Raw genomic sequence first — 13867 nt, forward strand, 5'->3', positions numbered from 1 at the left:
CTCCGCATGCGATTTTTTATGTGATTGAACAGTTTTTCCGGAATTACGAGGTATTTTTCCGGAATCAAATCGATTTTTCCGGAATTATCTATATTTTTTCCGAAATCAACTTTATTTTTTCCGGAATTACATAATTTCAGAGGAGAGAGCTTCATTTCGGTGTAGATTTTTCATTTTAAAGGCGCCTATCCCAAGCGAAAAACTATCCCGTGCCCACCCTTTGGATATTCCCATTTAATATTTTGGTGAGGACAGCCAATGCGACAGCTCCCACATTCATGACAGCCCTCGTAACCGACATGCATGCGGATGTCCTCCCATTTATAAATCTCAGCTGGACAAAAAATCGTACAAATTTTATCGGGACATTTCGTCAAGCAGATCTCTTCATCCTTCACATGGAGATGCGATTTGGTATCAGCATTAAAACGAACAAGATACTGTTTCTCTTCAATCGTTTGATACTTTTTCTGTTCACTCATTACTTGACCACCTTCCAAGCCCGGTACATATCACGAGCCATCTTCATTTTTTCCTTTGGCGTGCCAAGATCCTTCCAAATTTTCTTTTGTTTTTCCCATTTCGATTGCCCGTCAACCGTAAACATTTGGCTAGCAGCTTTATTGAGCATCGGAATATATTGATCGAAGTAATGAGGGTTTCGATCAAAATGATGGGTTGAATCCTTATATTTTTTCATGTCTTGACCGACAAACCCTTCTAGTAATCGAACTCGATAATGATCGAGTGCTTTTTCAGAGAAATCCCCCGCTTCTTTCGCTAAAAGGATCGTTTCCGCCGCTAGTCTGCCCGAAGTCATTGCCAAATTCGAACCTTCCCGATGAATCGCATTGACTAATTGGGAAGCATCGCCAATGACGATAACCCCGTCACCAACAATTCTCCCCATCGAGTGATAGCCACCTTCCGGGATAAGGTGAGCTAAATATTCCTGAGGTTCGCTTCCTTGAATGAGAGTACGAATCATTGGATGAGCTTTCACATATTCGAGGAGCTCATATGGTTTAATTTTATGTTTAATTAAACCTGATAAAAGCGTGCCGACCCCGATGCTTAAGGTGTCTTTGTTCGTGTATAGGAATCCGGTACCCAAAATTCCCTTTGTCGCGTCTCCAAACAGTTCAATCGTACAGCCTTGATTATCCTCCAAATTAAAGCGATCCTCGATCACCTTTTTATCAAGCTTCAGGATTTCCATTGTCGCTAACGCAACTTCATCTGGTCGATATTCCTTGTGGAAACCAAGTGACTGGGCTAAAAGTGAGTTAACCCCATCTGCAAGTACAACTACGTCCGCATACACATCCCCATTCGGACGATCTGTCCGAACGCCTACGACTTTGCCGTTCTCAACAATACATTCGAGTACAACGGTTTCATTTATAAGAATTGCTCCTTGTTGTACAGCTTTATCAGCAAACCATTGGTCAAATTTCGCCCGCAAAACCGTGAAATTATTATAGGGTTCCTTTCCCCATTCCATCCCTTTATAGCTAAAAGTAACTGCTGATTCCTTATCCATCATCATAAATCTCTGTTCCACAATCGGGCGCTCGAGCGGAGCCTCCTTATAAAATTCAGGAATAATATCCTCCATCATTTTCCGATAGAGAACTCCACCCATAACATTCTTTGAACCAGGGTATTCCCCTCTTTCCAAGAGCAGGACATGCGCTCCCCCCTTTGCTAAATCATGTGCACACGAAGTCCCTGCCGGTCCAGCCCCAACAACAATAGCATCAAACTTCTCAGACATGGCTAACCCCCTCTTTTGACATTACCTCTTGAAATCTATCTATTAAAAGTGGAACAATTTCAAATGCATCCCCAACGATTCCGTAGTGACATGATTCGAAAATGGGTGCCTGCGGATCTTTATTAATCGCGATAATAAGGCTTGAATTCTTCATCCCTACAATATGTTGAATCGCTCCAGAGATACCGATCGCTATATAGATTTTAGGGGTTACCGTAACCCCTGTTTGCCCTACTTGATGAGCATGTTCAACCCACCCTGCTTCTACCACATCCCGGCTCGCTCCAACAGCTCCACCTAACGTCTCTGCCAATTGGTGGACCAATTGAAATCCTTCTGCACTTCCTAGTCCCTTTCCACCAGCAACAATAATATCTGCTTCATCAATTCGCACCTTTTTTGTTGTTTCTTTCACAATCTCCAATACTTTTGTGCGGATATCCTCTTCTTGCAATAAGATGCTCTCCTCTACTACCCGCCCTAATCTCCCAGATTCAGGAGGTAGCGCTTTCATAACTTTTGCCCTCACAGTAGCCATTTGCGGACGATATTTCTTACATAAAATGGTCGCCATAATATTTCCACCAAAAGCAGGTCGACTTGCGAGCAATAGCCCAGTATCCTCCTCCACATCCAACTCGGTAGTATCTGCCGTCAAACCTGTTGGCAAATCGGTTGCCACTGCGCTCGCCAAATCCTTCCCTGTCGAAGTTGCGCCGTAAAGAATAATTTCCGGCTTATATTTTGCTGAACAATCCAACAAGGCTTTCATAAAAGACTCTGTACGGTAATGTTTAAAAATAGGATCATCATAAACGTATGCTAAATCCGCCCCATATTCAAAGAGCGTCTTGGCAAGATGCTTAATATGATCGCCAATGAGCACACCTGCTAGCTCAACTCCCCTTTTATCAGCTAGCCTTCTCCCTGCCCCTAGCAACTCAAGTGATACTGGAGCAATGGCACCATCCTTTTCCTCAATAAACACCCAAACACCTTGATAATCTTGGAAATCCATTATGATTCCCCCTTTGTCATAAACAATTCTTTCTTCTCGAGCAGAACGGAAAGCAATTGCTCCACTTGCTCCTGGCGGTTTCCTTCCAGCATCGTGCCGCCCTCTGGTTTTGGCGGTGCCCAAACCTTTGAAACGATTGTTGGCGAGCCCTTCAATCCTAATTGTTTAATATCCACGTCTTCTAAATCATCAACAGACCAAATATATGGATTGTATTTTGCTGCCTTCAGCATATTTGGAAACGGGGCATATGGCACTTCATTAATGGTTTTTTCAACAGAAAATAAGCAGGGTAACGTTGATTGAACCACTTCATAACCATCTTCCAATTTCCGCTGAACTATCGCCTTTCCTTCTTGTTTGTTAATCTCGATCACTTTATTGACAGAGGTAAGTGGAGGAATATCGAGGCGTCTTGCAATTCCAGGTCCGACTTGTCCAGTATCACCATCAATTGACATTTTTCCACAAATAATTAAATCAACAGGATTCTCTTTTGAAATTTTGTTTAACGCCTTCGTTAATGCATAACTGGTCGCGAGCGTATCTGCCCCGGCAAACCTCCGATCTGTAATCAAATAGCCTTCATCAGCACCTATTTCAATGCATTTTTTAATCGCTTTCACCGCAGGCGGCGGTCCCATCGTTAAGACGGATACGGTCCCCCCATACCGCTCCCTTAAACGCACAGCCTCTTCCACTGCATGGGCGTCATACGGATTTAAAATTGCCGGCGCCGTTCTCCTATCCATTGTGTTCGTTTTCGGATTCATTTTAATTATTTTCGTATCTGGAACCTGCTTAATACATGCTACAATATGCAGCATTCCATTCCCCCCTCTTTTCACTTTTGCCATTGTTACAAAGTCATTTTAAGCATGTTTACTTTTACTATATTAAGTTGCAAGTGTATAAATTCGAATATTCCGATAATTATTTATAAAAAGCTTCTTTTAATCCTAATGTTCGGTAAAACGATTTTTGGCCCACTTCGTGCGAAACTAAGGTTTCATACGAAATGAGCCAAAAAGCTACACCGGCATAAAAAAGAAGATTCTCTAGTTCGATAAAGGACCAAATGGACTCTTTTATTGTTTAAGAGATCTTCATTTTAATCGCGCACTATTTTTTTATACGTGATTTCGTCTTGCAAAATCAACAAATCTAAATTTATCTGGACGATGTCGTGATTCCGTATATTGAAACAAACTAGCATCTTCTAAATAGACATAGTTTTTAATGATGACAACATTGTGGAAGCCATCTAGATCCAGCAGCCTCCTGTCTTCCTCTGTCGGCTCCTCAACGATGATTTCCTTTTTTGCAAAGCTTATATTTAGCTGTAAATCATTTTCAAGATATTCATAGATTGAGTTTTCACAGACTTCCTTTGTCAGCTCGGGAACAAATTTTTTACTTAAATAATCCTTATCTAAAATAACATTTTCTCCATCAATCTCTCGCACGCGGAAAACTTGCCAAACAAAGTCCTTGCTTGAAAGGGAGAGTTGGCTTTGAATATGCTGCTCCGGCCTTACTAACGACAGTTCATGAACGATGGTCCGGTGCTTTTTCCCCATTTTCGTTGTTAATTCCTTAAAGCTAGTCAGGCCGGAAACAGGGAAATCCACCTTTTTACTTTTAATCACGATGGAGCCCTTGCCTCTAATCTTTTGAATATAGCCATTTTGTGATAGCAGATTTAACGCCTTCCGAATGGTTTCCCTTGAAGTATTATAATGATCCTTCAACTCATGCTCTGAAGGCAAAAGAGAATTAAAGGCGAGTTCCCCCGCCTCTATTTTCTCAACAATATCGTTATGAATCATTAAATACTTATTCATCATGATAAAAACTCCAATTTACTTTTTTAAATAGTAGATAATCGATTCATACGGACGCAGTGTAAATCCTTTCAGCTCCTGTGATGAATTAGGATAGTTTGAAAGGAGAATTTCACTTACATAGCCCTCGATGTCCACATGCTCTGGTAACGTAAACTCCACCTCATTTGCATAGAAGTTGTTTACCACCAATAATTTTTCCGCAGCATTTTCCCGTATATAAGCAAAAATAGCATCATGCTCCGGTAAAATCAATTGATAATTGCCATCTGTCACAATATCATAATCTTTTCTTAGTTGGATTAATTTTTGATAATGATAGAAAATCGAATTATCGTCCGCTAAAGCATTTTTCGCATTGATCTCCTTGTAGTTGGCTGCCGTCCCTATCCACGGAGTGCCAGTTGTAAATCCAGCATATTCACTGTCATCCCATTGAACAGGCGTTCTTGAATTATCCCGGGACTTTTGTTTAAGAATATCATAAATCTCTTGTTCCGATTTTTCGCCAGCCTTTAAAATTTGAAACATGTTTAATGATTCAATATCGCGATAATCGTCAATCTTATCAAAATTTGGATTGGTCATTCCAAATTCTTCTCCTTGATAAATATAAGGAGTCCCTTGCATCATATGCATGGTTGTCGCCAGCATTTTTGCTGATTCACGATGATACTCCCCGTCATTGCCGAAGCGGGAAACGATTCTCGGTTGATCATGGTTGCACCAGAATAAGGCGTTCCAACCGCCTCCTTTATGCATTTCCACTTGCCATTCGGAGAGAATTTGCTTTAGCTTTAAAAAATCAAAATCAGCTTTTGTCCACTTTTCTCCATTCGGATAATCAACCTTCAGGTGATGGAAACTAAAGACCATGTCCAGTTCTTGACGCTCTGGATTTGTATACTTAATGCAATTTTCAATTGAGGTCGAAGACATTTCCCCGACCGTCATCATATCATATTTTGAAAATACCTCTTTATTCATTTCATGAAGATACTCATGAATTTTCGGTCCATCTGTGTAAAACTTTCGCCCATCTCCAGGTAGTTCATCGTTTAAAAATTGCTGATCCTTTGAAATGAGGTTAATCACATCCAAGCGGAAGCCATCAACCCCCTTATCAAGCCAGTACTTCATCATCTCGTAGACGGCACTTCGGACTTTATTATTTTCCCAATTCAAATCCGCTTGTGTTACATCAAACAAATGAAGATAATACTGGCCAGTTTGCTCATCATATTGCCACGCATTACCTCCAAACTTTGACTCCCAGTTTGTCGGAGGCTCCCCATCTTTACCATCCTTCCAAATATAAAAGTCGCGATATTCGTTCTCCTTGGAAGAACGGGATTCAACAAACCATTGATGCTCAGTAGATGTATGATTGACGACAATATCCATAATAATTTTAATATCGCGTTTATGCGCCTCTTCTAAAAGCTGCTCAAAATCCTCCATCGTTCCATACGGCTCATATATATTAAAGTAATCGCGAATATCGTAGCCATTATCATTTTGCGGTGAATCATAAATCGGAGTAATCCACACAACATCGACACCGAGGTTGGCTAGATAATCCAATTTATGTATTATTCCTTGTATATCACCGACACCATTGCCGGTCGTATCACAAAAACTTTTTGGATAAATTTGATAAACAACTGCTTTTTTCCACCAAGGTTGAGTCAACCTACTCACCTGCCCTTTACCTTTTTTATTTGGTTTTGAGATCATTTAGCTTATCTCAAATCAAGATGATTTTTTCTAGCGGTTATCCCAACAGCAAAGAGCTCCATTTCCACACATTTAATTTACCTGAATAGTAAAAGAGGAACAAGTGAATGTCCCTCTCCCTTATTTTATTTGCGATTAAAAGAAATTTTGCCTACATTAGCTCTTGCAAAGATAATGGTTAGAATGAATGGAATCACAATCGCTACAACCATCGCAATCGCAAATGTAGCCATATGCTGAGGTTGAATTGAAAGAATTCCTGGCAATCCGCCTACACCAATGGAGTTCGCCATTACATTGCTTCCTACTGAAATTACAGCCGCAACTGCTGAGCCAATCATCGCTGCTAAGAATGGGAAGCCATATTTCAAGTTAATCCCGAACATCGCCGGCTCCGTTACCCCAAGATAACAAGAGATTGTCGCTGGAATCGAAACTTGCTTTTCTTCTTCATTCTTGCGATTGATGTAAATCATTGCTAAAACAGCAGATCCTTGGGCAATGTTTGATAAGGCAATCATTGGCCAAAGATTTGTACCGTGGAACTCGCTCATCAATTGAAGATCAATGGCATTTGTCATATGGTGCAATCCTGTAATAACTAGCGGTGCATAGGCAAAGCCAAATACCGCTGCAAATAACCAACCAAATGCGGAAGTCAAACCAGAATAGACAATATCAGAAATAAAAGCTCCGATTTGCCACCCGATTGGTCCAAGAACAGTATGAGCAATTAATACAGTTGGAACTAATGCAAAGAATGGAACAACAATCATAGAAACTGCATTCGGTACAATTTTTCTTAATTGCAATTCAAGATATGAAAGAAGCAAGCCAGCAAAAATTGCCGGTATAACTTGAGCCTGATAACCAATCATATCAATTTGAGCAAATCCAAAATCCCAGAATGGAATTTCCGTTGCGTCTGCAACCCCGTAAGCATTTAAAAGTTGCGGTGACACGAGCGTAATTCCGAGGACAATACCGAGGATTGGAGTAGCTCCCATTTTCCTTGCTACAGCCCACGTAATACCCACAGGTAGGAAGTGGAAAATTGCTTCCCCGATAAGCCATAAAAAGGCATGCGTTCCAGCCCAAAATTGAGAAATCTCAACTAATGTCTTCGTTCCATCCTCAAACATTTTAATGTCACCGATTACATTTCGGAAACCAAGGATAAGACCCCCAACAACAATTGCTGGAATAAGTGGTGTGAAGATGTCTGCAAGATGAGCAATCATTCTTTGCAGGAAGTTCATATTTTGCTTAGCTGCTTCCTTTGCTTCATCTTTTGATGTATCACTTACTCCCGCTATTTTCGTAAATTCATTATAAAAAGATGAGACTTCATTCCCAACGATTACTTGAAACTGTCCCGCCTGTGTAAACGTTCCTTTCACAAGGCTAATGGCTTCTATCTTTTCAACATTTGCTTTTTTCGGATCTTTTAAGACAAAACGCATTCTTGTCGCACAATGTGTTACAACAGAAATATTATCGCTGCCGCCGATATGCTCAAGTAGCTCTTGTGCCGGTTGAGTGTATTTACTCATGTCTTTCCCCCACTCTCAAAAATTTATTTGGACAACTTGTATATACATGTTATATGATTGCGTTTTCATCGTAACTTGTATATACATGTTTTGTCAACTACTTTTTTAAAATTTGTGATTGCGAGCTTTCTACTTATAAAAGGGACTCCGCACCATCAATATAAATTTCACTCCCGGTTATATGACTCGATTGGCTCGAAGCGAGAAATAAGACCAGATCGGCAACCTGTTCAGGCCTTCCTGAGCGATGCTCAAGCGGCTGATTTCCCTCCGGATATTGAATAGGAATCTCCACCTTTTTTAAATTGTCTTCTTCTTTCCACGTATTTTCATTAATATTGGTTTCTATCGCACCTGGACAGATCATATTGACTCTGATTTGGTACTCTGCCAATTCAAGAGCAGCCATTTTCCCAAATCCCATTTGTCCGATTTTAGAGGTGCTGTAGGCAGACATCCCTATATTCCTATAAACGCGGTTTCCATTAATTGAACTTGTAATAATGATGCTTCCACCGGCTGATTTCATATGAGGGACTGCATATTTTACCGTAAAAAAAGTACTTGTTAAATTATTAGAGAGTGTAAGTTCCCATTCCTTTGGCTCCAAATCCTCTATCGGCGTTACTACCCCATTTATTCCAGCATTAGCAAAAACAATATCTACTCTTCCCCAACGGTGCATCATTTCTTTATAAGCATTCTCCACTTCCTTAGGAGAAGAAACATTTACCTCTAGAACGAGAGCGTCGCTTCCCAATTGTTCTATTTGGCTTTTTACTTCTTCTATGTTCTCCTTATGTAAATCGACTAAAGCAATTTTTGCTCCGTTCTCAGCTAACTTGAGCGCTGCCGCTCTCCCAATCCCAGAACCTGCCCCAGTAATAAAAGCAACCTGACCTTGAAGTAGTTTTTCCACGCAAGTTCCTCCTTTTACTTTGATACTTTTACTATCTCCATTCCTGTTCATTTTAAAAATTTGTTGCATTTTTTCGTTCAATAAAAGCGAACCTACGTGTAAATACTAAAATGAAATACTTAATCAAAGGTGTGTTGAAATTTGCTTACTTATTTATTTTTTCTTGTGTTTTGCTTATTCTTATTGTTCTTTAATAAACTCAATGCCCTTCCCTTAACAAAGCTAATCCCGATATGGCTTTTTCTCCTTCTTATTTCAGGCTTAATGATTAATGCGATTTTTACGAATCTCGAACTAATCGAAAAGCCTATGACTGTCGATCATTTTATTGCCTTTCATATTTTTCAAAAGTTGCTTTTGCCCGGTGTAATGATATTGCTGATGAGTCTATATAGCTTTTTAACATCTCCTCTCAAATGGGCTACAACCATTTTAGGAGCCCTAATTTTTATGCTCTTTGAGAAAATCGTCGAGCTAACTGGAATTATCGAATATAAGCATTGGAATATCGGCTTTTCCGCTCTTTTTTGGTTTACATTCACATTGCTTTCAATTGCTTTCTTTGCTTTCTTGAACTCAAAACGATGGAACGGAGATGGCCAACATGTTTAAGGCTCCCTCTAACTTTGATCACAATGAATGGTTTATATTAGTAAGCATGCTATTGTTACTCATTGCTTTCATTAAAATGCCTAAGAGCATGCCGAAAGATTTGACGCTGTCCATTTTTCTGTTCTTTGCTGTTATTGATCTTAATGCTGACGTTCTAATGGCAGCTAGCTATCCCTTTGATTTCTACACCATTACAGATTCTCCAAAGCTCGAAATATTCGACGTGTTGGTCTATATCGTAAACTATTCCATCTACGGCTACTTTTTTGCCTGGATTTTATCGAAATGGAAAATGGGGGCGGGTGTTTTTGGACTATTTATTATCTGTTGGAGCGGACTCACTACATTAATTGAGTGGACTTCGGTTAAATTTCGTGTATTTACTTATATCAACGGCTGGACGACAGCCTATTCTTCCCTCTGCTATTTATTTATTTTCTTTTTCAGCGCTGCGGTCATCAAGTCGCTCTTCTATATTTGGGACTATGATGCTAGGGCCGACTAGTTTCCCTTCTGATTTCCTCGTCGACATTGACTAAAGAGCCCGTTACTGGGGCCCGGAAACAACAGACATCGAAGTGGGAGGGCGATAGTTGCTTTATTGTTCCTTGACAGCAGCGGCTTTTATCAAGACTCCTCTCTTGTATTTGCACGATTCGGACTTTTATTCCTTACTCTCGCTTCCTTCACGGCTAATACGACTGCGATTCGGACTTTCTTTTCTTACTCTCACTTGCTTCACGTCCAATACGACTGCGATTCGGACTTTCTTTTCTTACTCTCGCTTCCTTCACGTCCAATACGACTGCGATTCGGACTTTCTTTCCTAATTCTCGCTTCCTTCACGTCCAATACGACTGCGATTCGGACTTTGATTCCTTACTCTCGCTTCCTTCACGTCCAATACGACTGCGATTCGGACTTTCTTTTCTAGCTCTCGCTTCCTTCACGTCCAATACGACTGCGATTCGGACTTTCTTTCCTAATTCTCACTTGCTTCACGTCCAATACGACTGCGATTCGGACTTTGATTCCTTACTCTCGCTTCCTTCACGTCCAATACGACTGCGATTCGGACTTTCTTTTCTTACTCTCGCTTCCTTCACGTCCAATACGACTGCGATTCGGACTTTCTTTCCTAATTCTCGCTTCCTTCACGTCCAATACGACTGCGATTCGGACTTTGATTCCATAGCCCTCTGCAAGTCCAATACGAACCCATTCGAACTCCAAATCCTAAACCCTCTGTGCTTCCAGTCGAAATTAAGCTTCATTCCAACTCAAGCAAGGAAATTGCTCGACTCTATTAGTCAACACACAATTCATTAAATCCCACTAGAGTTAACAAAATATTCCTAAAATCGTCTCCCATAGTTGCCAAACTTTTATAAACTAGAATGTAGAAAAATACGAAAGGATGTGGCTTATGCTACTTAAAGAACGAACGGAATCAGAGGAATTATTGATTCTGAGGTATTTACACAGGCGGATGGAGTTGAGCAAGAATGAGAAGCGTCACTATTTTAATCTCGAAAAAGGTTTTGAGGGTGAAAAGAAATTTGACTCATTACTCGATGATTTACAAGAGGAACGATATATTATTAATGATTTATTGCTTGAAGTTCACAATTCTTATTTCCAAATTGATACACTGATTATTTCACAGAGTACAATCTATCTTATCGACATTAAAAACTATGAAGGTGACTTTTATTTAAACTCGGACAAGCTTTATTCTGTCATCTCTGATAATGAATATAAAAACCCGATTGATCAATTAAGACGATGCACCACTCTCCTGCGGCAACTACTTCAAACCATTGACCAGCCTTTTCCCATTGAGTCGTATTTAATTTTTATCAATCCTGAATTCACCTTATATCAAGCCCAAGTGGACTCTCCCATTATTTTTCCAACGCAAATTACCCGTTTTTTAAAAGAACTAAATCATCCTCGTTCAAGATTGAACGAAAAGCATAAAAAATTGGCTGAAACTTTACTCTCTCTTCATCACAATAAAAATCCATTTCTAACTTTGCCAAAATTCCAGTTTGAACAATTGCAAAAAGGAATATATTGTAGTTATTGCCACTCCTTTTTAATCTCTTTATATCACCGTCATTTGGAATGCAAAAATTGTGGTCAAAAAGAAAAATTGGAATCCGCCATTTTAAGACAGACGCATGAATATATCTTGCTATTTCCAGACAAAAAACTCACTACACACAACATTTACGATTGGTGTAAAGCTGACATAAACAAACGGACAATTCGCCGCGTATTAGCAAAATATTTTACTAGGCACAGAAAAACAAATGGCGTCTATTATAAATAAACAATACCTTCTCCAAACTGCCCGCATGAGTCTTCACCTTGTCCAATGCTCATCTCAAGGCTTCGCACTAATCTACAATTTTATCTACTCTCCATCCCTTTTCTTTAACCACTAGCTCTAAAAGTTCATACGAATGACAATTTATGGTCTTTGCTCATGAAGAGGTCAGTGGTAGATTTATAGAGAAGGAGGAGTGGAAATGAATGATAAACAATCTCTCAAAGTAAAATCCAAAATTTGGATCGAACTTAACAACGAAGTGATTTTTGGACTTGGCCGCATTCGATTGTTTCGTGAAATTGAACGCACTGGTTCAATGAGTCAGGCTGCCGCTTTGTTAGGAATGTCATATCGAGCAGCTTGGGGAAAAGTAACGGCCACAGAAGAAAGATTAGCTATGCAGTTAGTGGAGCGTCAGCAAGGAAATAGGAAAAAGGGAACTACTTTAACTCCTGCTGGGAAAGAGTTACTCCTTCAATACGAAATTTTTCAGAAAAAAGCTCAAGAAGCCGTAGATAACTTGTTTGAAGACCATCTTGGTGGACTGTTAAACCACCTTAAGCAGCATACTAATACGGAAAAAAAGATGTAGGGATGCAAAAACAGTTGTTTCCCTACATCTTTTTCATTTTTCTGTCCCAAAACTCAACGAAAGGAAGAAGATAACAAAGGTATGAAGCACAAAGGCACTACTTAGTCTACTAATCATCCTTATTAAGCCAATGCTTCACTACCCATTAAAAAGGAAAACAATCTAATACGCATGAAATTTTACAGTTTATCCCATACTATGGTTAAAACTGGATAGAGAAGGTTTTATATATGGCAGCTCAGAATCGACATTCTCTTGCAAAAGTTACTATGTTTGGAGTATCTCAATTAAAACAGCAAAATCCGTATATGGTTGCCTGGTGGTCTGCTGTATTTCCAGGTTTTGGCCATTACTTGCTTTGCCAATATTTAAGAGGCACCTTTTTAACTTTAGCCGAGGTGATCCTTAATACATTGGCCCATATTAATGAAGCCATGGTCTATTCCTTCTGTGGTCAATTTGAACTTGCCAAAGTAGTAATCGAACCTAAATGGGCCTTTGGGTACTTGACCATTTATTTAATAGCAATCGCGGATAGCTATCGTTCAGCAATATATCAAAATAAGCTCCATCATCTTGCTGTTTTGGAATACAAAGGCAATCGTACATTGCATATTTCCCCAGTAGAAATTCAATACATCGAAAAGAAAAATCCAATCATTGGCGCTTTATACTCTTTCTTCTTGCCTGGGTTAGGCCAGTTATACAATCATCGTTTTGGACTAGCCTTCTATGCCATGTTTTGGTGGTGGATTTATGCATCGCTTTCTAACTTGCATCATTCCCTTTGTTTGCTCTTACAGGGTCATATTGAAGAATCGATTGCTATACTTCATCCCCATTGGCTTCTCTTTATGCCATCCGTGTTATTCGGCTCTATTTACTTCTCATATCGAACAAGCATTGAACACAACAAGCTTTTTCAAATAGAGCAGCGCTATTTTTTAGCAAATAAATACCAACAGGCTAGACTGCGACTATTTACGTAATCAGGTAGGTGCTTATTTTCATGTTGATCATCGGTCTATTTAAACAATCAATTGAGTTAGAGCAAGCACTTGCTGAACTGGAAAAAATCATATCAAGAAAACGTATACTGATTGTGTTTATGGACTCAGGTGAAAACAAAAATGATCTAAATAGTCCCCACGCTTTTGAAGTAGGGATTTCATTTGGGACTGCAGGCGCTGTAATTGGAGCTTCCAGCGGATTTGTCTTAACTCTAGGCCCCATTCTCTGGGGACTCTTCGGAACCGTCATTGGCTTTGCATTCGGATTACTTGCTTATTCTCTCGTTAAAAATAGAAAAAATAGAAAGAAACAAGCAGATAGAATGGATGAGGCGACCATTATTCTACAATGTGAAACAGAGCAAACGAGAAAAATAATTGAACTCTTACAAAAATATCAGGCCCTTTCGATTGGACAATTAGAACAGCCACGAGAAATGGAAAAAGAAAATAGCCATTCCTGATCCTTT

At 39.7% G+C, this 13867-nt stretch carries 15 protein-coding genes; 6 read left to right on the top strand and 9 right to left on the bottom strand.

Going from position 1 to position 13867, the window contains the following annotated elements; all coding sequences use genetic code 11:
* Positions 1 to 185: 185 nt before the first annotated feature.
* From PZE06_RS03740 to PZE06_RS03775, 8 genes are all read right to left on the bottom strand, one after another.
* The gene (locus PZE06_RS03740) at positions 186 to 482 is read right to left on the bottom strand and encodes a ferredoxin family protein (RefSeq protein WP_191963185.1); all 297 of its coding nucleotides are present in this window, start codon (positions 480 to 482) and stop codon (positions 186 to 188) included.
* Positions 482 to 1777, bottom strand: a complete 1296-nt coding sequence (locus tag PZE06_RS03745; protein WP_150915251.1) for an FAD-dependent oxidoreductase — start codon at positions 1775 to 1777, stop codon at positions 482 to 484. Before PZE06_RS03745 ends, PZE06_RS03740 begins: the two co-directional genes overlap by 1 nt.
* Positions 1770 to 2795 (bottom strand): electron transfer flavoprotein subunit alpha/FixB family protein, encoded by a 1026-nt coding sequence (locus PZE06_RS03750; protein ID WP_150915250.1) that lies wholly within the window; start codon positions 2793 to 2795, stop codon positions 1770 to 1772. Before PZE06_RS03750 ends, PZE06_RS03745 begins: the two co-directional genes overlap by 8 nt.
* A complete protein-coding gene (locus PZE06_RS03755; protein WP_150915249.1) occupies positions 2795 to 3622 on the bottom strand; it encodes an electron transfer flavoprotein subunit beta/FixA family protein in 828 nt (275 codons plus the stop codon). Before PZE06_RS03755 ends, PZE06_RS03750 begins: the two co-directional genes overlap by 1 nt.
* 303 nt (positions 3623 to 3925) lie before the next feature.
* Positions 3926 to 4642 (bottom strand): trehalose operon repressor, encoded by a 717-nt coding sequence (gene treR, locus PZE06_RS03760; RefSeq protein ID WP_150915248.1) that lies wholly within the window; start codon positions 4640 to 4642, stop codon positions 3926 to 3928.
* A 15-nt stretch (positions 4643 to 4657) separates the two neighbouring features.
* Positions 4658 to 6376 carry an alpha,alpha-phosphotrehalase gene (gene treC, locus PZE06_RS03765; RefSeq protein WP_275791629.1) on the bottom strand — a complete coding sequence of 573 codons (1719 nt, stop codon included), beginning with the start codon at positions 6374 to 6376 and terminating at the stop codon, positions 4658 to 4660.
* A gap of 125 nt (positions 6377 to 6501) precedes the next feature.
* Positions 6502 to 7929 (bottom strand): PTS system trehalose-specific EIIBC component, encoded by a 1428-nt coding sequence (gene treP / locus PZE06_RS03770; RefSeq protein ID WP_150915246.1) that lies wholly within the window; start codon positions 7927 to 7929, stop codon positions 6502 to 6504.
* 133 nt (positions 7930 to 8062) lie between these two features.
* Complete coding sequence (locus PZE06_RS03775) at positions 8063 to 8848, bottom strand: SDR family oxidoreductase (protein ID WP_225310646.1); 786 nt, start codon at positions 8846 to 8848, stop codon at positions 8063 to 8065.
* Between the two features lie 141 nt (positions 8849 to 8989).
* On the opposite strand from PZE06_RS03775, the gene PZE06_RS03780 reads away from it, so the two are divergent.
* Positions 8990 to 9460 (top strand): hypothetical protein, encoded by a 471-nt coding sequence (locus PZE06_RS03780; protein WP_150915245.1) that lies wholly within the window; start codon positions 8990 to 8992, stop codon positions 9458 to 9460.
* Positions 9453 to 9965: a hypothetical protein gene (locus PZE06_RS03785; protein WP_150915244.1), complete on the top strand. Its 513-nt coding sequence runs from the start codon at positions 9453 to 9455 to the stop codon at positions 9963 to 9965. Before PZE06_RS03780 ends, PZE06_RS03785 begins: the two co-directional genes overlap by 8 nt.
* A gap of 545 nt (positions 9966 to 10510) precedes the next feature.
* Here the strand turns inward: PZE06_RS03785 and PZE06_RS03790 are convergent.
* Entirely contained in the window at positions 10511 to 10693 is a 183-nt protein-coding gene (locus tag PZE06_RS03790; protein ID WP_150915243.1) for a hypothetical protein, read from the bottom strand.
* A gap of 193 nt (positions 10694 to 10886) precedes the next feature.
* Here PZE06_RS03790 and PZE06_RS03795 point away from each other — a divergent pair, with 193 nt between their 5' ends.
* The 4 genes from PZE06_RS03795 (at position 10887) to PZE06_RS03810 (ending at position 13861) form a co-directional block, all read left to right on the top strand.
* Positions 10887 to 11795 carry an NERD domain-containing protein gene (locus PZE06_RS03795; protein ID WP_191963184.1) on the top strand — a complete coding sequence of 303 codons (909 nt, stop codon included), beginning with the start codon at positions 10887 to 10889 and terminating at the stop codon, positions 11793 to 11795.
* Between the two features lie 199 nt (positions 11796 to 11994).
* Entirely contained in the window at positions 11995 to 12387 is a 393-nt protein-coding gene (locus PZE06_RS03800; protein ID WP_150915242.1) for a winged helix-turn-helix domain-containing protein, read from the top strand.
* Between the two features lie 230 nt (positions 12388 to 12617).
* Positions 12618 to 13376: a hypothetical protein gene (locus PZE06_RS03805; RefSeq protein ID WP_150915241.1), complete on the top strand. Its 759-nt coding sequence runs from the start codon at positions 12618 to 12620 to the stop codon at positions 13374 to 13376.
* A 20-nt stretch (positions 13377 to 13396) separates the two neighbouring features.
* Positions 13397 to 13861: a hypothetical protein gene (locus PZE06_RS03810; protein ID WP_150915240.1), complete on the top strand. Its 465-nt coding sequence runs from the start codon at positions 13397 to 13399 to the stop codon at positions 13859 to 13861.
* The last annotated feature ends 6 nt before the right edge of the window (positions 13862 to 13867 follow it).

Source organism: Robertmurraya sp. DFI.2.37 (genome assembly GCF_029211245.1).
GTDB lineage: Bacteria > Bacillota > Bacilli > Bacillales > Cytobacillaceae > Robertmurraya > Robertmurraya methanolica_A.